The following is a 24,828-nucleotide window of genomic DNA, read 5'->3' on the forward strand; positions in this document are numbered from 1 at the left end:
TTAAATGTATGAATTAGGCAGATTGCTGTAGCAATGTTGATGCCGAACTAAAGGTTTCAATGAAACTATTGGTGTCAGATACCCAGCCAAAAAAAGTTTTAATGTTATATAGCGCTGCGTCGTGAGCCTCTTGAGGTCCGGCTTGATAGCAAGCATCTTTAAGTGCAACACCGAAATATTCCAAAAAGAAACCATCACGTAAGGTCGACTCGACACAGACATTGGTGGCAATACCTACAAAGACCAAATTACGAATGCCACGAGCACGTAAAATGCTGTCGAGCGCGGTGTTAAAGAAACCGCTATAACGTGGCTTTTCAATAATGATGTCTTGTGGAAGTGGTTGTAACTCATCAATTAAAGCAAAGTCCCAACCACCTTTAGATAAAAGTTGGCCTTGTAACTCAGGCTGTTTACGCATGGTTTTTAAAGCATTGGATTTATGAAAATTTGGTGAACCTAAACCACCAGCTTCGACGTAGTTTTTATCCCAACCATTTTGAAAATAGATGACCTGAATCCCTGCACTATGTGCAGCATCGATCGCCTTTTTAATATTTTCGACTACAGGCTTAGTCTTTGAGACATCAAAACCTGCTAAATCTAAATACCCACCCAAAGAGGTGTAAGCATTTTGCATATCAATGACAACAAGCGCGGTTTGTTCTGCTGCTAGTTGAATATGTTCAGGTTCGGCTTTTAATACTTTGCCTGTACCAATCTGTGCCGTGAATTCTGCACATACAATATTAGACATTTCATTCATGCGCTTTTCTCCAAAACAGTTGGTTCGGCTTGCTTTGTCAGTTCGGTAACGACACTTTCACGACATTTCATGAGCGGTTGAATGCGTTGACCAAAATCTTCTACGCCTTGTACAAAGTCATCAAAGGTCAACAAAATTCCCTCTGTCCCTTTAATCTCGGAAATTTGATCGAGCATTTTTGCGACATTTTTAAAAGAGCCAACAATGGTGCCCATATTGATATTGACGGGAGAAACGCTAGAGGCCATGTGACGAATATTGGTGTCAGTGCCAGACACTTTATCTTTTGCACCTTGGTCTTGTAGCCAACGAATAGCTTCCATGTCCGCACCGTCGTTATAGTGTTGCCACTTCTGCATTGCAGCTTCATCTGTTTCGGCAGCAATTACCATAAACAACACATAGGTCTGTACATTGCGTCCAGTTTTGTCGGTTTGAACTTTTAAGCGATCATTAATTTCGGCATAGGCTGTCGGTGTGTTTAAACCTTTTCCGAAAACAAAGTTGTAGTCAGCATATTTTGCGGAAAAAGCTAAACCAGCATCAGACTGTCCTGCACAGATAATTTTCATATCAGCTTGAGGCTGTGGTTTGACCTGACAATCATTCATCTGGAAGAACTCGCCTTTTAGGTCTGACTTCCCAGTTGCCCAAAGTTCACGTAAAACTTCGACATATTCAGATAAGTAATCATAGCGTTTAGCAAAATATTCATCGCCAGGCCACATACCCATTTGGGAATATTCAGGCATTTGCCATCCGGTTACGACGTTTAGTCCAAAGCGACCGTTGGAAATCGAATCTATGGTCGATGCCATACGTGCCACAATTGCAGGAGGCATGACTAGTGTTGCAGCGGTTGCATAAATTTGGATTTTAGTGGTGACAGCGGCGAGACCTGCCATGAGGGTAAATGTTTCAAGGTTATAGTCCCAAAACTCAGTTTTTCCGCCAAAACCACGTAACTTAATCATGGAAAGGGCAAAGTCAAAACCGTAGTGTTCAGCACGCTGTACAATTTGTTTGTTTAATTCAAAGGTAGGTTTATATTGCGGTGCATTTTCTGAAAGCAGCCAGCCATTATTTCCAATTGGACAAAAAACGCCGATCTTCATCTTGATTCCCCATCGTGAGTTTAGGAAGTCGAACTGAAAGCTATAAACGATATAATTTTCAGTGCTTGGTTGTACTTTTAATAATGCATAGCTTGTGCCAACTTTAATATTTATATATTTATCAATGTATTGAATTTATTGTTTGGTATAATTTTTATCAAATGGTAAAGAATAATGCGATTGTGCACCAAGGAGGAACTAACTTGCTTCATTGTGCATCATTTGATCAATTTTATTTTTGGAATGTGCATGACATCCAATGTTCTAAAACAGCAGAATAAAAAAGGCGACATTGAAGTCGCCGTGTAGAACTAAAGTATTTCTCTTTTGAGATTGAAGAGGGTGTTATGTATTTAACTCATTCCACTCGACAAGCCTCTTCAAAATTTAAACGGGGAAGGCGAGTATAAACTTTTTGAGGGTCGCCATAGCCGATGTTAATGATGAGATTAATATGATGATTTGTGCCTGAAAAAAATAGCTCATCAACTTGTTTCGCATCAAAACCAGACATTGGACCCGTATCTAAACCTAAACTACGACATGCCATAATTAAATATGCAGCTTGTAATGAACTATTACGAAAAGCAGTTTCATGTGCTACGGCTTCACTTGATGTAAACCATGATTTTGCATCGGCATAAGGAAATAGTTCTGGCAGTTTGTCATAAAATCTTGCATCGGTTGCAACCAAAACAGTGACAGGAGCTGTCATCGTCTTTTCTACATTGCCAGACGACAATGCTGTCTTGAGTTTTTGTTTAGCTTCAAGTGTTGTTAAAAAGACAAAACGAGCAGGACTACAGTTGGCAGAAGTCGGCGCCATTTTGACCAGATCATAAATTTGTTGAATTTGCTCAGTGCTGACCGCTTTATCTAACCACGTGCTATGGGTTCTAGCTTCTAAAAAGAGTTGATCTAAAATATTTAATGTTTTTGCATTCATGATAAGGCCTTAATGTTATGGAAAAATTGAATGAAAGTTTGATTTAGTCGTTGAGATTCGGTCACTGTGGAAGCATGGGCACCAGAGGGTAAAATGCAGAGTTGACCATGAGCGAGTTTGGTAAAAAGATCCTGTGATTTATGTACTGGAACTAAAAAATCATCTTGATTGGCAACGATATGAATTGCGGTGTCTTGCAATGCTTGTAAGTGCTCTGCTTGTAATTGAAAACGCATCAATGCTTTGAGTCGTGCAAATACATTTGTCTTAGGTGGAAAGTTTTGGAGTTGAATATCTTCGGTATTTTTAATGTGGCTATGATTCTGAGAAATCCATGCTGGAGGATACAGAAATAATGCCTGTGCACGCACATAGGCTTCAGCACCTGCTGACACTAATAATGCGATACGGGCATCAAAACATTTTTGTGTATGTGCATCTAGCTCATCCCACGCATTAATCAGTGTCAGGCTGAGCATGGTAATTGAGCTGGATTGTAGTTGTTTTGCTAGCTCCATTCCGATGATGCCGCCTAAAGCATGCCCGATCATATGGAATTCATGAATTTGAAGATGTTCTAATAAGTGTAGTACTTGATTTGCCATGTCACACATATGGTAGTGTGCAGGTAATAAAGCACTGTCTTGGTGACAGCCTTCTTGGTCATAAGTCACGATGTTGAAATGCGTACTCAACGATTCAAGTTGTGGGCTCCAAAAACTAGCATGACCACCTAACCCAGATGAGAAAATCAAATAAGGGGCATCTTTTTGAGATGAACACGGATAAATATAATATTTCATTTTTTACCATTTGATAAAATAATGAAAAACTCAAAAGCAATTTATATGCCTGAATTAATCAGTAATGGCAAATTGGACAATATTTAGCGCAAAAGATTTAGATTGTAGAGGAAGGCAAATCAATGGGATGATTAAGCCAATGATATTTAGATTGAGCTGAGTAGGTGTCAGAAATGGATATACATATTAAAAGAATTTATGAAAATGCAGAGCCTAGTGATGGAAAGCGAATTTTGGTTGACCGTTTATGGAGTAGGGGAATTAGTAAGGAGAATGCCCACTTAGATTTGTGGCTAAAAGAAATAGCACCATCGACCGAGCTTAGAAAATGGTTTCATGCTGCAACACCAGATCATTGGCAGGAGTTTAAACAGCGCTATTTAAAAGAGCTTGAGACCAATTCCGCAGTTCAAGAGCTACAACAAATCGCATTGAAGAATACGATCACACTTTTATATTCAGCCAAAGATGTTGAAAACAATCACGCAATTATTTTGAAGGAATATTTATTAAGTAAAAACTTAAAATAATATATAAATTTTTTTTTGGTAAAAGTCTATTATTTAAAACTTTAAAAAATGAGTCATTTCTCGCATAATATACTTTTTGAGATTTTTTTCATGTCTTTGCCAAACTGCCCAAAATGCCAATCAGACTATACTTACCAAGATGGCGACTTATTGATTTGTCCCGAATGTTCACATGAGTGGAAAGAGGGCGAAGTATCAGCAACTGAAGAACAAGAAATCATTAAAGATGCGAATGGAAACGTCTTGGCAGATGGTGATAGTGTCACTGTAATTAAAGACTTAAAAATTAAAGGCTCTTCTTCAGTCGTTAAAGTAGGTACGAAGGTAAAAACGATTCGTCTAGTGCCAGAGGCAAGTGATGGCCACAATATTGATTGCAAAATTGATGGTATTGGTCAGATGAAACTAAAATCTGAATTTGTAAAAAAAGCTTAAACTGTTAATTATTATTACAATTCAGCAGAGATATATGTCTATATCTCTGCTTTTTAAATTCCCAACATCATTATAATTTTATTACGAAAAAGTATAAAAAATGGACTGTTCAAGGAATATTTACGCCTTTATATTGTCATTAATAACAAATAACTTTCGTCCAGAATAATAACGAAAGTCATACCCACACCAACAAAAAAATGAGGTTTTTATGGCAGGATGGTACGAAATTTCACAAGCGAGTGATGGACAATATCGCTTTATTTTAAAGGCAGGTAATGGTGAACCTATTTTAAATAGCGAGCTATATAAGGCAAAAGCCTCTGCTGTAAATGGTATTGAATCAATTCAGAAAAATAGTGGTGATGATGCCCGATATGAGCGTTTAACTGCAAAGAATGGGAAACCTTATTTCAATTTAAAAGCTGCAAATCATCAGATTATTGGCACGAGCCAGTTCTATGCGAGCGAAGCTTCACGTGATAAAGGTATTGAGTCGGTTAAAAATAATGGTTCATCAACCAATATCAAAGACTTAACAGTTCAGGCATAAAAATTGAGTTAAAAAAAGCAGCTTCGAAAAGCTGCTTTTTTATTTAGGTATTTATTAACGCGCTAACTTAGCTAAAAGTTCTTCTTTAGTTAAATTGCTCGCTTCAGCATCGCGACGGCCTTTATATTCAAAAGTACCCGCATCAAGACCTTTTTCACCAATCACAATACGGTGTGGAATACCCATTAATTCAAGGTCAGAGAATTTAACGCCTGGGCGTTCGTTACGATCATCAAGTAACACATCAAAACCTTGAGCTTGAAGTTCTGCATAAAGAGACTCTGCTGCTTCAAGAGTACGCGGTGATTTGTGCGCATTCATTGGAACAATTGCAATTTCAAAAGGTGCAATCGCTTGTGGCCAGATAATACCTTTGTCATCGTAGTTTTGTTCAATTGCAGCTGCAACAACACGTGTTACACCAATACCGTAGCATCCCATAGTTACTGTAAATGGTTTACCATCTTCACCGAGAACTTTACAGCCTAGAGCTTCAGAGTATTTAGTACCAAGCTGGAAAATATGACCTACTTCGATACCACGTTTAATTTGTAGTGTACCTTTGCCATCTGGAGATGGATCGCCTTCAACGACATTACGTAAGTCAAAAACTTCGCTAATTTGCGCGTCACGTTCCCAGTTTACGCCAACCGCATGTTTGTCAGCTTCATTTGCTCCAGCAACGAAGTCAGAAAGAACAGATGCAGCACGGTCAACAATTACAGTTAAGCCTTTTTCGACTAAACCTTGTGGACCTGTAAAGCCAGCAGTTAAACCAAATGCTTGGAGTTGTTCTTCAGTTGCAAAAGTAAGAGGCGCAGCAACTAAAGGATGCTTCTCAGCTTTAATCTCATTAAGTTCGTGGTCACCACGTACAAATAGAGCAACGACAGGAATATTACCTTTTTCATCAGCAACGCCTTGAACCAATAATGCTTTAACAGATTGCTTTGGATCAGCATTTAAGAATTGGCATACATCATCAATTGTTTTTTGGTTTGGTGTTTCAACCAATTTTAGTTCTTGTGTCGGCGCTGCGCGTTCACCAACTAAAATAGCCTCAGCCATTTCAACGTTTGCCGCATAATCAGATTCAGTTGAAAATGCGATGTCATCTTCACCACTAGCAGCCAATACATGGAATTCGTGTGAAGCTGAACCACCAATAGAGCCTGTATCTGCTTGAACTGGACGGAAATCCAAACCTAAGCGAGTGAAAATACGGCTATAAGTGTCGTACATCACATCATAAGTTTCTTGTAATGATTCTTGAGTTGCATGGAAAGAATAAGCATCTTTCATGATGAACTCACGTGAACGCATTACACCAAAACGTGGACGGATTTCATCACGGAATTTAGTTTGAATTTGATAGAAATTTACAGGAAGCTGCTTATAACTTTTTAATTCGTTACGTGCCATATCCGTAATAACTTCTTCATGCGTTGGCCCAAGTACAAATGGGTTCGTATGACGATCTTTAAAACGTAATAACTCAGGGCCATATTGTTCATATCGACCTGATTCTTCCCAAAGACTTGCGGGTTGAGTCACGGGCATGAATACTTCCATTGCGCCTGAACGGTTCATTTCTTCACGAACAATCGCATCTACTTTTTTAAGCACACGTGTTCCCATCGGCAGCCATGTATATAAACCAGATGCCAATTTACGAATCATCCCCGCACGTAACATGAGCTGGTGTGAAATCACTTCAGCATCATTTGGGGTTTCTCTCAACGTTGCAAATAAAAAGCGGCTTGCGCGCATGGAAAAAGTCCTAAAAGTTAAGCGTTATAAAAACGCAGATTATACGATAATCGCTGCATTATGACATGAATCGTCGTGTTTGACGCAGCATAAAGTTTTTCAAGTCATCCAGATAAGTGAAAATGACGGGTACAACCACAAGAGTCAACAGAGTAGAGGTTATCACACCACCAATAACAGCGTGAGCCATTGGTGCGCTTTGCTCACCGCCTTCGCCGAGACCTAAAGCTAAGGGAACCATCCCCATCACCATAGCACTTGTGGTCATCAAAATTGGACGTAAACGGGTCTTACCAGCTTGTAAAATAGCGTCATAACGGCTCACACCCTGATCCATCGCTTTCTTAATAAAATCGATCAGCAAAATCGCATTTTTAGTGACAAGCCCCATCAGCATGATAATACCAATAATCGAAAACAGATTTAGCGTGCTTTGGAACAAGAATAGGGCAAGAAAAACACCAATCAATGACAAGGGTAAAGACGCCATAATTGCTGCTGGATGAATAAAGCTATTGAACTGAGAACCTAACACGATATAAATAAATACAATCGATAAGGTAATAGCAGTTAATGCGTATCCTGCAGATTCTGCCATGTCTGCATTTGCCCCTTGCGTATCAAATGTATAGCCCGCAGGTAGCTTAAACGCCTTTTGCATTTTATCGATATCTTGGCCAATATCTCCACTCGGGCGCCCTGAGGTATTTGCCTCAATAAGAACCTCACGTTCAAGGTCACGTCTGTTAATTTGCGAAGCCCCAAGCTTTTCTTCGGTCGTTGCGACGGCACTCAATGGAACTAATATATTTTTTCCAGCTGCATTGGTTTTATTAGAGTTGATATATAAATTTTGTACATCTTGCGGAAGCATACGTTTATTTTCATTTAAACGTAAATTCACATCATAAGTTTCGCCGTCACGATCTTCCCAAGTGGTGACATTATCGCCCGCAATTAATGGTCGAATGGCATTCGCAATTTGGGAAACAGATAAGCCCAAATCACTTGCTAGCACGCGATTAATATGAACACCTAAAGTCGGTTTAGGTTCTTTCAATGAGCTTTCTAAATCAACTACGCCTTTAATTTTTTCCATCTCAGCGATAAAACGATCTGAAATTTTTTGTAGTTCATTTAGGTCAGATCCTTTAATAGAAATCATGATTGGCTTTTGTCCGCCAGAGACAGAGTCTTGTGCTGCGGCAACAGAAGTTACCCGAATACCCGCTACAGTTTGCAAACGATCACGGAATTCATTATTGAGTGTATTCAGATCTGAGCTACGTTCTTGTTTTGGCTTTAAGGTCACCCCTAAACCAGCATGATTTTTACCAGAGTCTACTTCACTGTTAACCACGCCATAAGTAGAAACGACATCGGGGAATTGTCTAATAATTTGATCGACCTGATGTAATTTGGCTTGGGTATATTCTAAAGAAGAATCTACAGGAGTCTCGAACTGGATACGGACTTCACCTTTATCTGGTGTAGGTACAAATTCGGTCCCGATGAGTTTAGACAGGCCTAATGCAGCAAATAATGAAGCGATTGCAACAATGACTGTAATGAAACGGAAGCGTAGAGCAAGCTTTAATAGCTTTTCATAAACATGAGTAAGCCGATCTAACAAATTAGAAATATGGTTAAAAAAACGTTGTAGCCAATTATCTTTTTTCTTTACAGGATCTTTCCAATGAGCTGAAAGCATTGGGTCGAGCGTAAAGCTAATAAACATTGAAATTAAAACAGCCGTACTGACCGTTACACCAAATTGATAAAAGAAGCGTCCAATCAGACCACCCATGAAGGCTACGGGTAGAAAGACTGCCACAATAGTAAGCGTGGTTGCGAGTACAGCTAAACCAATTTCTTTTGTCCCTTCAAGAGCAGCGGTTACATGGTCTTTGCCCAGTTCAGTATGTCTGACAATATTTTCCCGAACTACAATTGCATCATCAATGAGTAAACCAATACTGAGCGATAAAGCTAACAGCGTCATCATGTTAATGCTAAACCCGAAAGCCCAAATAAAAGTTAAGGTTCCGAGTAATGTAATCGGTAAGGTTAAACCGGTAATAACTGTAGAGCGGAAAGAGCCTAAAAAGAGTAAAACAATGAGAACCGCTAAAGCAGCACCTTCAATAATGGTTCGAACAACATCTTTGATTGAAGCGCGAATACCTTTAGAACTATCAGCTACGACTTTGTAATCTAAGCCCGCAGGCATTTGATCTTTTAATTTCTCTAACGTTTCATAAGTCTGATCGACGACTTTAATTACATTGGCATCGGAACTTTTTAAGATATCGACAGAGACCGCAGTTCTTCCATTATAAAAGGCACTCGATTGTAGTTCGGCTTGTGTGTCCTCAACAGTTGCCACTTGCTTTAAAAAAATGGGTGAACCATTTTTATTGGCAATGACCAAATCACCAAATGCAAGGGGATGAATAACTTTTGATTGAATCTGTACAACCAGTTCAGAATTTTTTTGCTGTAAGGTCCCTGCAGGCACTTCAATATTTTCATTTTTTAGCGTGTTAATGACCTGATCAATACCAATGCCGTAGCTTTGCAATTGTGCAGGAATAACCTTTATTCGTATTTGCCGCTTAGCGTCGCCCAATAAATTCACATTACCGACACCTGAAACCGTTTTAAGCTGAGGTACAATTTTTTTATCTACATACGAACTTAATTGAGCCAAACTCATGCTGTTTGATTCAAATACGACTGACATGATTGGGCTAGAAGAGGGATCATAGCGTTGCACAATCGGTGTATCAATTTCATCACGGAACTGCGCTGTGACGGGTGCAATTTTGTCACGAACATCCTGAGCAGCAATCGCCGAAGAAGTATCAAGATTAAACTCAGCAATCACCATTGAAAGACCTTCACTTGAGCGTGAAGTAATTTGTTTAATTCCTGAAATTGTATTGATTTGATCTTCAAGTTTTTTTGTAATATCTGACTCAACAGCCTCAGGCGACGCACCCGCATATTGTGTAGTGACTACTACGAAAGGGAAATCTATATTTGGAAACTCTTCGACAGTCATACGTTTCCAAGATGCCAACCCGAGTACCATTAAGCTGAGCATCATCATAATAGTAAAAACGGGGTATTTCACACTGATTCGAGTAAACCACATACGCTATTTGCTACCTTATTTATTTTTTTCGGTTGTAACCGTCACTTTTTTATTAATGTCGGAATCTTCAAATTGAATACGGCTGACCAGATCTGTGCTTTTTAAACCTTCGACTAAAGCAATATTGTCGTTATAACGCTGTTCAACCACCCGAATTTTAACTTTTTGAATGGTGTGATTGCGTATCACCCATACAAACGGGTCATGTTGTATATTTTGAATACTATCTAAAGGAATAGTTTGGCCTTGATGAGTGTCATTGCGCAAAATATTTCCATTAATGAAAGCTCCAATACTTAACGAATCAATTTTTTCTTTAGGAGCAGCAAAAAACTCAATTTGTCGACTGTCTTGATCGGCAACAGGTGAAATGCGAGTAAGCGTAGCATTTAATTGTTTAGAATTGCCCTGAATCTGATATTGAATATTGCTACCTACTTTAAGCGCAGATTGCTGTTCAATTGGCAACTTGGCCTGTATTTCAAGCTGATCTGGATTGACGATTTCAAATAGTGTTTGTCCAACTGAAACAGTTTGACCGGGTTCAACTTGGCGTTTAGTAATCACACCTGAAATTGGACTAGTAATAATTCCGTCTTGATCCGCTTTTTTAGCAATATCAACATTTGCTTGTTGTGCTTTTACACTTTCAAGCTGGCCTTTATAGTCAACCTGACTTTGTTCAAACTCGACACGAGCAATAAAACCTTGATTAAATAATCTTTGTTTTCGGTTCATCAAATTACGAGCAAGTTCAGCTTGTGACTGAGCCGATGCAAGGTTGGCGCGTGCTTGCGCTAATCGTGCAACATTGTCCTGATTATTCAATCTCACCAGAACTTGACCTTTTTGTACCTGTTGGCCGACATTTGCAGTGACATTCGTCGCTGTTGCGCTTACTTGCGCCTGAATGGAACTTTGTTGAACCGCACGAATAGTTCCTGTAAATGCAGTTTGGGAGTCAAGTGCTCCTTGTTTAACTGCAATAAGGTCTTGAGGAATAAGCTCAATTTTTACAGGAGCTGAGGCTGAGGTTTGAGTTGTTTCTTGCTGATTACATGCAGCTAAAATTAAACATAAACTAATAATACTCAGTTTAAAAAAAGTAGAAGGGGTGAGATGCATTGTGTGCATACAGCATCATCCTATAATTCAAATTTTATTTTGCCCCTATTCTTGATAAACCTTTGCAGTTATTCAAGCTTTTTTAAACGATCGATAATATTTTCATACTCATGGTTGGTTCGGTTATAGGTCTTGGAAAGTGTTTCAAGTGTTTGTTTAACCCGATTAATATTATTTAGATTGTTTTCAATCAACGTCTTATGACGCTCAGGAATCGGTTCTCCTTTTCTGAAATACTCCATTTCCTGACGCTTAAATAAAATTTTGTCTTGTTGTAATTGATTAAGTTGTTCCTGCTGATAATTAATTTGCTTTTTTATAGACACTAATGCCTGATCTCTTTTAATCGAAGCTGTCTTACTATTGCTATAAGCTTTTTTTAATTTGATATCTTGTTCTTTATGTCGCGCCAATAATGCCCGCTGACTTGATTGATTTAAATCAGCTTCAGCATTATAAGAATGGTTTCTTTTTATCACTTGCATATTACGATCTAGAGCTTCATAACCATAACGAATATGAGCAGGTGTGACCGATGTACTAATATTGGCAATACCATGTTGATCATAATAACGATACCAAACCGCTTTAGATGTATCGGCAATAGCAACACTAAAGGTTAAGAAAAAGAGTGATCCGAAGGAAATAATGCCTATAGATACAGACAAACAGTTCCTGTAAAAGGCATATTTCATCCTGTGATTCATTGAAAATCCCCAAAAAAGATAGCTAAGTCGCTTATTTTTAAATATTTAATCTTTATTATATTAATTATTATTTAGCTGAATAAAAATATAGTCATTATAAAAAAAATGATAATTTTAATTAAAGTGTGATGAGGTTAAAAGTTATTGTTTATAAATGAGAAAGTAGACAAAAATGCCTCATTGAAAATAGAAGGTGAGATATGTTAAAAATGCGTATAAATGTGTAAAAACAAATTTAAGTTAAATTGCATTTATATTTTATTTTTATGGGGATGGAAGATTAAATGGAAGATGCATTCCAAAATCTGAAAGTAATGGTGATTGATGACTCAAAAACCATTCGCCGTACAGCGGAAACCTTATTACAGCGTGAAGGCTGTGAAGTGATTACTGCTGTGGATGGATTTGAAGCTTTGTCCAAAATTGCAGAAGCAAATCCGGATATTGTTTTTGTCGATATCATGATGCCTCGTTTAGATGGTTATCAAACTTGTGCTTTGATAAAAAACTCTCAAAATTATCAGAACATTCCCGTTATCATGCTCTCTAGTAAAGATGGTTTATTTGATCAGGCAAAAGGGCGTGTGGTAGGTTCAGATGAATACTTGACGAAACCTTTTAGCAAAGATGAATTGTTAAATGCGATTCGTAATCATGTAAATTCATAACTAATAATTTGAGGGCAAAAAAAATGGCACGTATTCTCATTGTAGATGATTCACCAACAGAAACTTTCCGTTTTAAAGAAATCCTAACCAAACATGGTTATGACGTGCTTGAAGCATCAAATGGTGCAGATGGTGTAACTCTTGCTAAGGCAGAGCAACCAGATCTTGTATTGATGGATGTTGTAATGCCGGGTGTAAATGGTTTTCAGGCAACACGTCAGATTACCCGTGATGAAGACACTAAGCATATCCCTGTTGTTATTGTGAGTACTAAAGATCAGGCAACTGACCGTGTATGGGGCAAGCGTCAAGGAGCAATCGATTATTTGATTAAGCCAATCGAAGAAAATCAATTGATTGATGTAATTAAACAATTTCTAAATTAACTCATCCATCCATAAAAACATAAATAACGGGCATTTTGTACCCGTTTTATAGGATCGAGTATGGCAGCGAATGGATTTATCGAGTTACTTCGTTTGTCTAAACGGGGTAATAAGAATTACGCTTCAGTTCAAAATGAAGCACAGCGATGGTCAGGAATTGCTTTTGAAATGAGAGGGCAATACTTCGTCGCACCACTTGGGGAAGTGTCAGAAGTAATCTATCCACCAAAATATACACCAGTTCCAAATACCCAAAGTTGGGTAAAGGGATTGGCAAATATTCGAGGAAGACTACTTTCAGTGTCTGATTTGGCGCATTTTATTTTAGGGCAACGAAGTTCATTTTCGTCAACTCAAAAAGTATTGTGTATTAGCCATCGCGACCAGTATGTGGGGTTGGTCGTGGATCAGGTTTTGGGGATTCAGCACTTTAATAAAAAAAGCTTTTTTTCTCAAAGCTTAGACTTAGAGGAAAATCTAAAAGAATATTGCCAAGGTTATTTTCATCAACATAACCAGCATTGGCATGTTTTTTTATTTAGTCGTTTATTGCAAAACCCACATTACATGAATGCATCGACAAAATTTATAAACTAATTTTTACGCTGTGAAAACAGAGTATTTTTCTGGGGAAAAGCTATGGGCTTTAAGCTTAAAAAGAAAGGCAGTAGTCGGGTTGCGTCCGAAAAATCGGGTGTCAATTTTATTGCAACAATCCAGTCAAAAATTGAGCAGTTTGCCAGTTTATTTGGGGAAAGTGAAAAGTCCAAGCCAATCCTATATGCAGCATTTTTATGTTTTGTGCTTGCATTAGTTTCTCTAGCCTATCTGTTCTATAACGTACCACGTCATAACCAGTTAATTCGAAGTCTAGGTGAGTTACGTTTGTTATCTCAAACGATTTCTAAACAAGCAACTGAAGCAACTGAGTCTGGCTCTCAAGAGGCAATCACCAAGCTACAGCAGTCTCAAAAAGACTTTAATGAAAACTTACTTGAGATTGAAAATATTCACGGTAAATCGACTGATGAATATCAAAAAGTTCAAGTTATGTGGACTGAACTTTCAAAAAACATCGATTTGATTTCAGCACATCAAAAAGTCCTTAACCAGCTATATGACACCAACATCTCTATTAGCGAAACCGTTCCTGAGATTCAGGCAGAATATAACTTGATGGTTGACCAAATGGCGCGTCAAGGTTTGCCAAGTAGTCAGGTAATTATTGCTAAAAACCAGGTGTTTATTGCCGAACGTATTTTACGTTCTATTAACTCGGTATTAAGTGGTACTGATGGTAATGTATCGACTAGCGATTTTGGTGTAGACATTGATACGTTTGGTACGTATTTAAATGCTGAACTTAATGGTAATGCTGAATTGGGTGTTGATCGTATTGCAGATCCAGCTTTACGTGAATCATTAGAAAGTATTAAATCTGAATATGACAAAGTATTAAAATCTGCTGCTGCCACGGTATTAAAAAATGGTAACCAGATTGTCAATGTTCGTCAGGCATCTTCTCAGATCTTCTCTAAATCAGATGTGATGTTAGATAACTTGGGGCATTTATCTGATGTAGCAAGAAAGAACTGGCTTACTTTATTGTTAGGCGCGGTGCTAATCAGTTCTTTAGCAGGCTTAATCTTCTCTGTATTTAAATTGATCACATTACGTAGTGTGATGGATAAACAACGTGTTACTCGATTACAAGACGAATATGACCGTAACCAAAACGCGATTTTACGTTTACTGGATGAAATCGCCGATCTTGCAGATGGTGACTTACGTTCATATGCAACTGTATCTGAGGATTTTACGGGGGCGATTGCCGACTCGATTAACTTTGCGATTGACCAACTACGTGACCTTGTATCCCGTATTCATGAAACCTCTCAAGAGGTTGCTCGCTATACACAAGATACGCAGAGTATTACGAACCAATTAGCAGAGGCGTCTGAGCATCAGGCTCAAGAAATTGCTGGTGCATCAACAGCAATGAATGAAATGGCGCAATCGATTGACCAAGTATCTTCAAATGCATCTGAATCTGCTGAGGTAGCAGAACGTTCGGTACAAATTGCCTCTAATGGTGCGCAAGTGGTAAACCGTTCAATTGAAGGTATGGACACAATCCGTGAACAGATTCAAGAAACGTCTAAACGTATTAAGCGATTGGGTGAGTCTTCACAAGAAATTGGTAACATCGTATCGCTCATTAATGATATTGCCGACCAAACTAACATTCTTGCATTAAACGCAGCAATTCAAGCATCTATGGCTGGTGAAGCAGGTCGTGGTTTCGCCGTGGTTGCTGACGAAGTACAGCGTCTTGCAGAACGTTCAGCATCCGCAACAAAGCAGATCGAAACTCTGGTTAAAACAATTCAGACAGATACAAATGAAGCTGTTATTTCGATGGAACAAACCACTACTGAAGTTGTGCGTGGTGCAAACTTGGCAAAAGACGCGGGTATTGCCTTGGATGAAATTCAAAAAGTATCGGGTGACTTGGCAAACTTAATTGCTAGCATTTCTGATGCAGCAAAACTTCAATCTGCATCTGCCAGCCACATTGCGACCACCATGACAGTCGTACAAGAAATTACTTCACAAACGACCACTGCAACTTTCGATACAGCGCGCTCTGTTTCTGAATTAGCAAACATGGCTGAGTCATTACGTGAATCGGTAACGGACTTTAAATTACCTGATTAAATTGGGGGATGAGAATAGCTGTTCCTATAATCGCTATTCTTCTAAAAAGTATTACAACACCAGATAAGTATTGGGGAAAACAGCTATTTTTCTGGTGTTGACTCTGTCGTTTTTCTCCATTTTGGAGACAAGCAAAAGAAGCCTTTGCTATGAAAGAAATATTAAAAACTTTAACTGAAGCAATGATGCTACCGGAAGATAGCTATTCTCAACAAGATGATGAATTCCTTGAAATCTTTGTCGAAGAAATTGAGGAAATTTTTGTTGAATTACAATCTTTGATTCACGAATGGATGCAATCTAAAAATATTGCTACGCTTACTGAAATCCGCCGTCATTTTCATACATTGAAAGGTTCAGGGCGAATGATTGGTGCCAAATCTTCTGCTGAGCTTGCTTGGACTGTAGAAGATACGCTTAATCGGGTAATCAATCAGAGTCTTGGATTAAATTCTCATATCCAACAATATATTCAGTTGGTATTTAAGTTCTATTTCTTTAAGTTAGTAGATGACTTCAAATCTAAAAAAGTTCATACCGTAGACTTTAGGCCCCTAATTTTATTGGGTCAACAATTACAACAACAGCAAAGTATAGAACCCGCGCTAGACGAACTTTTATTATTATCAGATATTCTTACTGCTGAAACTCAAACTGGTTTAGAAACAAATGACTTGCAACCAGAATCAACTGAAGTTCTAACTATTTCGACTCCAGAAGTTGCTCTAGAAACTGAACAGACTCTTGCTGAAACCTTAATTTTATTTATGGAGGAAGCAGAAGAACACTTAGCGACAATTGATCAGTTTTTGGAAAAAGAAATACATCAGCATGAAAGTTATAATGCTTTAATACGTGCGTTACATACGTTACGCGGCAGCTCTGCCATGGCTCATGTAGAACCAATCTTTGATGCCAGTACCAAAGTTGAGCATTTATTTAAAATACTATTACAAGAAGAGCTTTCTTCTCATTCAGAAGAAATTTCATTACTTCGTGATTATCGTCAGTTTATTCGAAATTGTTTAGATTCATTGGCTACCCATTGTTCTACTGAGCAATTGGAATCTGATCTACAAAAATTTAATCAGGTTTGGGATGCTTATATGGAGCAGCATGGTGAGCATTCAAGCCCACTCATGCCTCCACATGGTTTAGTGTCTCAGCTGTTACAGCTAGATGTTGCTGAATTACTTGATGCGGAGTTAGATTTTGAGAAGGGTATACGTACAGAGTTTCCTCATTATCTTGAACGTTTAAGTGAACAAGCAGATGTTTTGCTGCAACATACTCAGTCGCAGGCAATGATTGGTTTATATGAATATACTAACCAGTTGAAAGAAAGCTACGACATATTGCTTGATCGACCTGATTTATTGCAATCGGATTATATTTTTGAAATTTATCAAAAAGCGCACCAACAATTAATTCAGTTATTTGATGCGTTAGCTGCTGGACAAAGAGTAAGCATTATCGAGCAACACCAAAATGTCTTGGACGAGCTAAAACTATATACTCAATATATTCTAAATCTTAATTCTGAATCATTAGAAACTCATCAAGACGTTTTTGAACCATTGTTTAATGCTGAAGTTGAACAAACAGCGAATGATCCTCTGATAGAAAATGTATTCACTGATCAGGTCACCATAGGGCAGAGTGTACAACTAGATCGACAATTCATTTCGTCTGAGCATGTAAACCGTCATTTTGATCCAGATCTTTTAGATATTTTTCTTGAAGAAGCCGATGAGTTGCTTGAGGGAATGGATACAGATCTTAATCTTTGGGTTAATGATCAAGAAAACTTTGCCGCTCTCAATAATCTGATGCGTTATTTGCATACCTTAAAAGGTGGGGCAAATATGATTCAGGCAACTTATATTGGTTTAATTGCACATGAGTTAGAAAGTATTTATGAGCGTTTAATTAAAAAACAATTAATAGCTTCGCCTGGTCTCATTGATTTTATTCGACTAGTTCAAGATGACTTGGCTGACCGTTTGCAAATAGTACGTGAACAGCATCTAGATTATGCTGCTTCTCACACTATTCAAGCGCTTAAAAATGCAGGTCAAGTATTTGATTCTCATATTAAAGAAGTGCAAGCAGAATCTGAAACCTATGTTATACATGAAGTAAATTTTGTAGAATTACCGCAAGAAGCGATAAATAATACAGCGTTAAGCTTCAGTGAGTTAGCTTCTGGTTCTGAGCAGATTACTGAATCTAATAATCAACTTGTTGAGCAAACCGAATTACAAGTTCTTTATGCTGACCAAGGCTATACAGAAAATCTTCAAGAGCAAGATATTAATTCTGTTGTCGAGCAGACATTCATGGAGGAAGCGGCTGAACTATTAGAAACGGCCGATCATCTATTAAAACAATGGTTCGAGCAGCGTACTAACCGTAGTATCTTGCTTCAGCTACAAAGGGCTGTGCATAGCTTGAAAGGCGGTTCCCGTATGTTGGGACTTGAAACCGTGCAAGCAATTGCTTATCAACTTGAGAATGCTTTTGAGCAATTTGCGCTTCATCATTTCAGCTCAAATATTTACGACAACTTATTAGAGAGTGCAATTGTCTGGTTAAAAGAGGCTATTTTTAAACAAAATTATCAACACTTCGATGGTTTACAACAAAGTCTGGAAAATATTCAGTTCATTGAAACAGCAATTCAAATTCCTAGTAAGTTAACTCGAACTGATCTATTCAGCACAGAACCTGTAATGAGTTTTGTACAAGGTGACGGTACAGAACCACCGCCAATGATGGGTGCGTGGGAACAAACACAACGCCTTGATCAAAATAATGAGATGATTCGAGTCTCGGCAGATTTAATTGAAAAAATGATTGATCTGTCTGGCGAAAATTCAATTAACCGTTCGCGAATTGAAATGGATTTAAGCCAATTTGGCCATACTCTTGCAGAAATGGAATTGGCTATTCAGCGACTTGCAGATCAGTTGCGCCGAATGGAAGGTGAATTAGAAACTCAAATTATTGCAAAACACGGTATTGAAAACTCGCGGTATACGGAATTTGATCCTTTAGAGATGGATCAATATTCTTCATTAAACCAGTTGTCAAAATCTCTTGCCGAATCTGCATCAGATTTAGTGGATTTTAAAAATACATTATCTGAAAAGATCAGAGATACAGAGGGGTTATTGGTACAACAATCGCGTATTCAGGCTGAAATTCAAGAAGGTCTCATGCGAACACGCTTAGTACCATTCTCTCGGTTGCTGCCTCGTTTACAAAGAATTGTGAGACAGACTTCTACTGCGTTAAATCGACCAGCAGAGCTTTTTGTTAATAATACTGAGGGTGAGCTAGATCGGACAATGTTAGAGCGTTTGGTCACACCACTTGAGCACATGCTTAGAAATGCAATTGACCATGGTTTAGAAGATCGTGCGCAACGTGAACAAGCTCAAAAACCAGAAACTGGACGCATTGAACTGAATATTCATCGTCAAGGTACAGATGTTGTCGTTACATTTAAGGATGATGGACAAGGTATTGATATCGAGAAGGTTCGCCAAAAGGCATTAATGTCTGGTTTGATTAACGCAGAACAAGTATTAGAACATCAAGATATTTTACAGCTGATTTTCCATCCTGGTTTAAGCACAGCCGATCAAGTTACTCAGATTTCAGGTCGTGGTGTAGGACTAGATGTAGTACAAAGTGATATTAAAGCCTTAAGTGGCCATGTGAGTGTCGACTCTGTCTATGGGCAGGGCACTGTCTTTACCATACGTGTTCCAACTACGGTAGCTGTTAGTGATGCCTTAATGGTTAAAGTTGCTGATCAGCAATTTGCAATCCCATTGGCTCAAATTGATCGAATTGTACGGGTTTCACCAGCCTCATTAGAACAATATTTCGGAAGTACACAAGAGTTCTTTGAATTTGAAAATAAGCGCTATCCATTACGTTATTTATCTGAGTTTGTTGGTAATCAACCCATTCCGCGTTTAAGTGGAATGATGTATTCATTACCAGTATTAATGATTAAAGCAAATAATGGACAAACTGTTGCATTATTAGTTGACCAATTGATTGGCTCACGTGCGCAGATTGTAGTTAAACCAATCGGACAGCAATTCTCTAGTATTGGGGCGATTGCGGGAGCAACTATTTTAGGTGATGGCCAAGTTTGTCTAATCTTAGATGGACAAAATATTGCTCGCCAAATCCAATCTACTCACCGACATAAGTCGCTCAATGAAGCTATCTATAGACAACGTGAGTCTGACGAACGCCGTCTCATCATGATTGTAGATGACTCGGTAACTGTGCGTAAGGTAACGTCTCGATTACTTGAACGTCAGGGCTATGATGTAGTCACCGCTAAAGATGGGGTCGATGCAATTGAGCAATTGGAAAATATTAAACCAGATCTCATGCTGCTTGATATTGAAATGCCGCGCATGGATGGCTTTGAGGTTCTCAATCTTGTTCGACATCATGATCTACATCAAGATATGCCAGTCATCATGATTACTTCAAGAACTGGCGAAAAACACCGTGAACGAGCATTTGCTTTAGGGGTTAATCAGTACATGGGTAAACCTTTCCAAGAAGAAGACTTACTTCACAATATTGATGCGTTATTCATGACATTTGAAGGGGGACTTGCCTAATGAAAAGTAATATAAGTACATCCTTAATTAATGAAATGGACCAGCAAGAGCTTCAGCATTTAATTACTGTCTCAACTGGTTTTATTGATGCATATATTATCGAGTGCTATCAGCAAGTGCCGATGCTATTGCCACAAAATATAGTGTTATCTGCTATGGATGTTAAAAATGGTATCAAGCATATTGAATGGCATGATGTAAAACTCCCTGTTTATTCGATTCACAATGAAATGGATTCTCGAGCAGTAGCGTTAGTCATTGAAAGTGAAGACATTAGTCAACGTTTTGCACTTGTGTGTAAATCGATGCCAGTTTCAGTTCGTCTGCGTATTTCTGAAGTTGTAGATGAAAATGAAGATATACAAGAGTCTTTACAGCACCCAACTGTATTTAAATATGTCCGTATGGACAATCAACGCTACCATGTTCCTAATTTGCAACATATTCAAAATTCACTTCATCTATAAAAAAAGGAACTCATTTTGAGTTCCTTTTTAACTTTTACTTAGCTAACAGATTTTCCAAAATTTGCTCATAAATATCAGTTAGTGGATCAAGGTCGTGTACATCAACATGTTCGTTAATTTGATGAATTGTTGCGTTCAGAACACCTAACTCTAATACCTGTGCGCCTGTTGGAGCAATAAAACGGCCATCAGAAGTACCACCACTTGTTGAAAGTTCAGTTTCAGTACCCGTTACGTTCAAAATAGCAGTTTGCGCTGCATTAACGAGTTCACCCACAGGTGTTAGGAATGGTAAACCAGAAAGATTCCAAACGATTTCGTACTGTAAACCGTGTTTATCTAAAATTTCGTGTACACGTTGTTTAAGTTGTTCTGCTGTCACTTCTGTTGAATAACGGAAGTTAAAAGTAACTTCTAATGCGCCAGGAATGACATTTGTTGCGCCAGTGCCAGCATGAATATTTGAAATCTGAAATGAGGTTGCAGGGAAATATTCATTTCCATTGTCCCAAATCGCTTCGCATAGTTCTGCCAAAGCTGGTGATGCTTCATGAATTGGATTACGTGCTAAATGTGGATAAGCTACATGGCCTTGCTTACCTTGAACCTTTAATACTGCATTAAGTGAGCCACGACGGCCATTCTTAACAATATCACCCAGTTTATGAGTACTTGAAGGTTCACCAACTAAACACCACGTCATTTTTTCATTACGTTTTTCAAGAGTCTCAATCACTTTAACCGTACCATTAATAGCAGGGCCTTCTTCATCAGAAGTAATTAGAAAAGCAATTGAACCCTTGTGATTAGGATGCTTTGCGACAAAACGTTCAGATGCAACGACCATAGCTGCAAGTGCTGTTTTCATATCGGCCGAACCACGACCATATAATTTGCCATCGCGGATTTCTGGAGCAAATGGATCTGAATTCCATGCTTCTAATTTACCTGTCGGTACTACGTCAGTATGACCTGCAAAGCAAAATACAGGTTCTTCAGTTCCGCGGCGTGCCCAGAGATTATCAACTTCACCAAAACGCATTGGTTCAATATGGAAACCGATTTTGGCTAAACGGTCTGCCATGATGGTTTGGCAGGTGTGATCAATAGGAGTAACAGAAGGTTGTTGTAACAGTTCTAGGCTAAGCGAGAGAGTATCTGAATGATTCATACCGAAAATTGCGTGCTGATCAGGTGAAATATAGTCCGATATAATAGGCGAATCTCTACGGGATGGGTACGTAAAAATAAAAAAACCTTATCGGGAAGATAAGGTTTTTTAAGTGATGACTCTAACTTACATTTTATCTTGTGTTTTCTCAGCAGTATTTGTTACAGCATCACCTGCTTTAGAAACATCTTTACCAAAACCCTTAAACGTATTACAGCCTGTTAAAACAACAGCAATCATTACAGAAGCAGCTAAAACTTTTTTCATCATTTTCTCCGTTTAAATTTAATAATGAAGTAAATTTAGATTAAAAAACAAACGGAAAAAGAAACATGACTGTTTAATAGTAAAAACGTTATTAAATGTTTCTAGAATCTTAAAAGTGATTGTTAATTCTTTTAATTTTTACCAATTAGTATGGGTTTGACTTAAAGTTTGAGTATGCAGGGCGTCTATACATATAAAACATGACCTCTTCACTATTTTTACAATATAAACCATCTGTCCACCAATGCGCCGAAATCGAACTAGGTTGTTGATTTGGACACAACCATTCGTGCCTTTCTAATCGATAAAAGGAAGAGTGTGGAATGGTAGTACCCCAATATCCTAATCGACGCTTTAAATTTATCCAGTCTGGCAATGATTGTTGCAAATTTAACTGTAAAGGAAGATAGAGCTGTCCTTTTAGAACGGCAAAACGTTGTTGAATCTTAAAATCTAATGCTTCAGTAAACTGAAATTGTTTGTTAGTAAAATGATAAAGCTTTTTGCTTAGAGTATCCTGACGATTTAACCCAATCCATTGTTCTAAATATAAATCTGCTTCACCTAAATAGTATTTTAGCGCGACTTCCCAGTGTTCAATTTTCTGAGTTTCTTTATTTAAAATTAAAAAATCCAGCTCACCTAAAGTTTTTGCTCCATCAATTTTTTGAATACTATGACCTAACAGTTGATAAGGATGATAATTATCCTCTTGTAGCCAAAACCAAAGTAAATTTTCAAAGCGTAAACCTAAGCGTGTACTTTTAAGCTGAGATAAAAACTGGATTAATGGTTCTGGGGACTGATCAAGTTCTTTTAAACGCGGTAAATAATTTTGAAAATGTCTTTCCCATACTTCGCTTGGATGCAACTTAAAGTCGTGTTGTATAGAAAAACTTTTTGGTAATTTGCAAAGTAAATTGGGGCTAGCGATACAAAAAGCCAGTTGCCGCACTATAGGATGTTGGAATTGAAGCCATGGTTCGAAATAGGAAGTTTTAACTGAGGCAATATTCATATATTCAATACTCGAAGTAATTCATCCTATTTTCATAAGGGATCAACAAACAATCTAAGAAAAACACTTTATACTAACGCTAACAGCAGGTTAAGGTTTATATATGCGAACATTGTTCTGGCGCTCTTTGGTCGTGATTTTTATCACGCTAGGCATTATTGGAGCAATTTTACCAGGTATGCCAACAACAGTGTTTTTGATTCTGGCTGCTTGGGCGGCTTCAAAAGGGTGGCCACAAATGGATGCCTGGTTATTAAATCATCCCAAATACGGGCCAACATTACGTGATTGGCGAGCCAATGGTACAGTGCCACGTAAAGCTAAGTGGATTGCAAGCATAATGATGGCAATCAGTGGTCTTATAATGCTGTTTACTTCAGCACCGCTTTGGGTCAAGGTTTTTACTGATACTACCATGTTCATCGTTGCAGTTTGGTTATGGCTACGCCCTGAGCCAAAATTAAAAGATTGATAATCTTTTAATTTTGGCGCAAGACAAGTTATTCATTTAAATTTTTACTTAAACTCAAAGTATTTGAGTTGATATAAGAGAATAAGTTCAATGTCTCAATTTAAGCTCGAAGATGCAGATGTCCTCATCGATTTGGCAAATCAAACCTTAACCTTACCTAAGCATAATAAGTTTTATGTTATTTCAACCGGGAAGAACGGAATTGGTGAGCAGGAGAATACTGGTAGGACTCCACGTGGATGGCATAGGGTTGCAAAAAAAATTGGTGCTGACTCTCCTCAAAATGCGGTTTTTATTGCACGTAAGCCAACAGGGGAGATCTATAGCAGTGAACTAGCAGCCCAATTCCCTGAACGAGATTGGATATTGTCACGTATTCTTTGGTTAGATGGCTTAGAAGAAGGCTTTAATAAAGGCGAAGGTCATGACACCATGCAGCGTTATATCTATATTCATGGCACACCTGATAAAGAACCGATGGGTGTTCCCATGTCACATGGATGTATTCGAATGCGTAATGAGGAAATCATTGAGTTGTTTGATTTAGTCGCTGAAGATGCATTGGTTTATTTATCTGAGCAATCTTTAACCTAAAATAAGATTTTAAAAATTCTTATTTAATTAGCTGAATGAGTAAAATATTAAAATAAGTGCTTAAATAAAATACAAAAAATTGTTTTTTACTTAATAATGACTTATTTTTAATCATTCATTCGCATTTTTTTGAAAAGTTGTCGAAAAGCGTTTGACACCTGTTAAAGATTCTCTATAATGCACCTCACAAACGATGAAGACGTTAAGGGCGCTTAGCTCAGTTGGTAGAGCGTCTGCCTTACAAGCAGAATGTCGGCGGTTCGATCCCGTCAGCGCCCACCAAGCCTTTACGTTAAGCTCTCAAGTGCAGCGGTAGTTCAGTTGGTTAGAATACCGGCCTGTCACGCCGGGGGTCGCGGGTTCGAGCCCCGTCCGCTGCGCCACTTAAGACTTAACATCGTTTTACCCCACAATTGCGATATTGTGAAAGTGCAGCGGTAGTTCAGTTGGTTAGAATACCGGCCTGTCACGCCGGGGGTCGCGGGTTCGAGCCCCGTCCGCTGCG

General features: G+C 38.3%; 22 protein-coding genes and 3 tRNA genes. 14 read left to right on the top strand and 11 right to left on the bottom strand.

What is annotated here, in order from left to right; translation table 11 throughout:
• Positions 1–13: 13 nt before the first annotated feature.
• The 4 genes from rutB to rutD form a co-directional block, all read right to left on the bottom strand.
• Positions 14–766: a pyrimidine utilization protein B gene (gene rutB, locus KTI79_RS14325; RefSeq protein ID WP_068612103.1), complete on the bottom strand. Its 753-nt coding sequence runs from the start codon at positions 764–766 to the stop codon at positions 14–16.
• Complete coding sequence (gene rutA / locus KTI79_RS14330) at positions 763–1,881, bottom strand: pyrimidine utilization protein A (protein ID WP_086265186.1); 1,119 nt, start codon at positions 1,879–1,881, stop codon at positions 763–765. The genes rutB and rutA overlap by 4 nt, the downstream gene beginning before the upstream one ends.
• Before the next feature lie 358 nt (positions 1,882–2,239).
• Positions 2,240–2,827, bottom strand: coding sequence for a malonic semialdehyde reductase (locus KTI79_RS14335; RefSeq protein ID WP_086265185.1), 588 nt, complete (start codon positions 2,825–2,827; stop codon positions 2,240–2,242).
• Complete coding sequence (gene rutD / locus KTI79_RS14340) at positions 2,824–3,630, bottom strand: pyrimidine utilization protein D (protein ID WP_086265184.1); 807 nt, start codon at positions 3,628–3,630, stop codon at positions 2,824–2,826. Before rutD ends, KTI79_RS14335 begins: the two co-directional genes overlap by 4 nt.
• A gap of 173 nt (positions 3,631–3,803) precedes the next feature.
• Between rutD and KTI79_RS14345 the strand changes: the two genes are divergently transcribed.
• The 3 genes from KTI79_RS14345 (at position 3,804) to KTI79_RS14355 (ending at position 5,148) form a co-directional block, all read left to right on the top strand.
• The gene (locus KTI79_RS14345) at positions 3,804–4,160 is read left to right on the top strand and encodes a DUF488 domain-containing protein (RefSeq protein WP_014207564.1); all 357 of its coding nucleotides are present in this window, start codon (positions 3,804–3,806) and stop codon (positions 4,158–4,160) included.
• 90 nt (positions 4,161–4,250) lie between these two features.
• The gene (locus KTI79_RS14350; RefSeq protein ID WP_032055296.1) at positions 4,251–4,595 is read left to right on the top strand and encodes a zinc ribbon domain-containing protein YjdM; all 345 of its coding nucleotides are present in this window, start codon (positions 4,251–4,253) and stop codon (positions 4,593–4,595) included.
• A gap of 211 nt (positions 4,596–4,806) precedes the next feature.
• Positions 4,807–5,148, top strand: coding sequence for a YegP family protein (locus KTI79_RS14355; RefSeq protein ID WP_002116533.1), 342 nt, complete (start codon positions 4,807–4,809; stop codon positions 5,146–5,148).
• Positions 5,149–5,202: 54 nt separating this feature from the next.
• On the opposite strand, the gene KTI79_RS14360 is transcribed toward KTI79_RS14355, so the two are convergent.
• The 4 genes from KTI79_RS14360 to KTI79_RS14375 form a co-directional block, all read right to left on the bottom strand.
• Entirely contained in the window at positions 5,203–6,918 is a 1,716-nt protein-coding gene (locus KTI79_RS14360) for a proline--tRNA ligase (protein WP_032056422.1), read from the bottom strand.
• 58 nt (positions 6,919–6,976) lie between these two features.
• Positions 6,977–10,075 carry an efflux RND transporter permease subunit gene (locus tag KTI79_RS14365; protein WP_032056420.1) on the bottom strand — a complete coding sequence of 1,033 codons (3,099 nt, stop codon included), beginning with the start codon at positions 10,073–10,075 and terminating at the stop codon, positions 6,977–6,979.
• A gap of 15 nt (positions 10,076–10,090) precedes the next feature.
• Positions 10,091–11,200: an efflux RND transporter periplasmic adaptor subunit gene (locus KTI79_RS14370; protein WP_079284448.1), complete on the bottom strand. Its 1,110-nt coding sequence runs from the start codon at positions 11,198–11,200 to the stop codon at positions 10,091–10,093.
• Between the two features lie 68 nt (positions 11,201–11,268).
• On the bottom strand, positions 11,269–11,907 hold the full coding sequence (locus KTI79_RS14375) for a hypothetical protein (protein WP_032056415.1): 639 nt from the start codon (positions 11,905–11,907) through the stop codon (positions 11,269–11,271).
• A gap of 284 nt (positions 11,908–12,191) precedes the next feature.
• On the opposite strand from KTI79_RS14375, the gene pilG reads away from it, so the two are divergent.
• The 6 genes from pilG (at position 12,192) to KTI79_RS14405 (ending at position 20,801) form a co-directional block, all read left to right on the top strand.
• Entirely contained in the window at positions 12,192–12,575 is a 384-nt protein-coding gene (pilG, locus tag KTI79_RS14380) for a twitching motility response regulator PilG (protein WP_032056413.1), read from the top strand.
• A 23-nt stretch (positions 12,576–12,598) separates the two neighbouring features.
• Positions 12,599–12,961 carry a PleD family two-component system response regulator gene (locus tag KTI79_RS14385; RefSeq protein ID WP_002116220.1) on the top strand — a complete coding sequence of 121 codons (363 nt, stop codon included), beginning with the start codon at positions 12,599–12,601 and terminating at the stop codon, positions 12,959–12,961.
• A gap of 60 nt (positions 12,962–13,021) precedes the next feature.
• Complete coding sequence (locus KTI79_RS14390) at positions 13,022–13,558, top strand: chemotaxis protein CheW (RefSeq protein WP_002116439.1); 537 nt, start codon at positions 13,022–13,024, stop codon at positions 13,556–13,558.
• A gap of 42 nt (positions 13,559–13,600) precedes the next feature.
• Complete coding sequence (locus tag KTI79_RS14395; protein WP_032056411.1) at positions 13,601–15,679, top strand: methyl-accepting chemotaxis protein; 2,079 nt, start codon at positions 13,601–13,603, stop codon at positions 15,677–15,679.
• Between the two features lie 149 nt (positions 15,680–15,828).
• On the top strand, positions 15,829–20,334 hold the full coding sequence (locus KTI79_RS14400; protein ID WP_086375823.1) for a hybrid sensor histidine kinase/response regulator: 4,506 nt from the start codon (positions 15,829–15,831) through the stop codon (positions 20,332–20,334).
• A complete protein-coding gene (locus KTI79_RS14405) occupies positions 20,334–20,801 on the top strand; it encodes a hypothetical protein (RefSeq protein ID WP_032056409.1) in 468 nt (155 codons plus the stop codon). Before KTI79_RS14400 ends, KTI79_RS14405 begins: the two co-directional genes overlap by 1 nt.
• A gap of 34 nt (positions 20,802–20,835) precedes the next feature.
• Here the strand turns inward: KTI79_RS14405 and dapE are convergent, their stop codons facing one another.
• The 3 genes from dapE to KTI79_RS14420 form a co-directional block, all read right to left on the bottom strand.
• Complete coding sequence (gene dapE, locus KTI79_RS14410) at positions 20,836–21,972, bottom strand: succinyl-diaminopimelate desuccinylase (protein ID WP_032056407.1); 1,137 nt, start codon at positions 21,970–21,972, stop codon at positions 20,836–20,838.
• 126 nt (positions 21,973–22,098) lie between these two features.
• Positions 22,099–22,242, bottom strand: coding sequence for an entericidin A/B family lipoprotein (locus KTI79_RS14415; RefSeq protein ID WP_003655297.1), 144 nt, complete (start codon positions 22,240–22,242; stop codon positions 22,099–22,101).
• Between the two features lie 142 nt (positions 22,243–22,384).
• Positions 22,385–23,257: a DUF1853 family protein gene (locus KTI79_RS14420; protein ID WP_032056405.1), complete on the bottom strand. Its 873-nt coding sequence runs from the start codon at positions 23,255–23,257 to the stop codon at positions 22,385–22,387.
• A gap of 103 nt (positions 23,258–23,360) precedes the next feature.
• Between KTI79_RS14420 and KTI79_RS14425 the strand changes: the two genes are divergently transcribed.
• The 5 genes from KTI79_RS14425 (at position 23,361) to KTI79_RS14445 (ending at position 24,828) form a co-directional block, all read left to right on the top strand.
• On the top strand, positions 23,361–23,729 hold the full coding sequence (locus tag KTI79_RS14425; RefSeq protein ID WP_032056404.1) for a YbaN family protein: 369 nt from the start codon (positions 23,361–23,363) through the stop codon (positions 23,727–23,729).
• 90 nt (positions 23,730–23,819) lie between these two features.
• The gene (gene elsL / locus KTI79_RS14430) at positions 23,820–24,323 is read left to right on the top strand and encodes a cell wall-recycling L,D-carboxypeptidase ElsL (protein WP_032056402.1); all 504 of its coding nucleotides are present in this window, start codon (positions 23,820–23,822) and stop codon (positions 24,321–24,323) included.
• A gap of 206 nt (positions 24,324–24,529) precedes the next feature.
• A tRNA-Val gene (locus KTI79_RS14435) sits at positions 24,530–24,605 on the top strand.
• A 24-nt stretch (positions 24,606–24,629) separates the two neighbouring features.
• Positions 24,630–24,706 (top strand) — tRNA-Asp (locus tag KTI79_RS14440).
• A 48-nt stretch (positions 24,707–24,754) separates the two neighbouring features.
• Positions 24,755–24,828: transfer RNA gene (locus KTI79_RS14445), tRNA-Asp, on the top strand.

Source organism: Acinetobacter sp. WU_MDCI_Abxd143 (assembly GCF_025514195.1).
In the GTDB taxonomy this organism is placed as follows: Bacteria; Pseudomonadota; Gammaproteobacteria; order Pseudomonadales; family Moraxellaceae; genus Acinetobacter; species Acinetobacter pittii_H.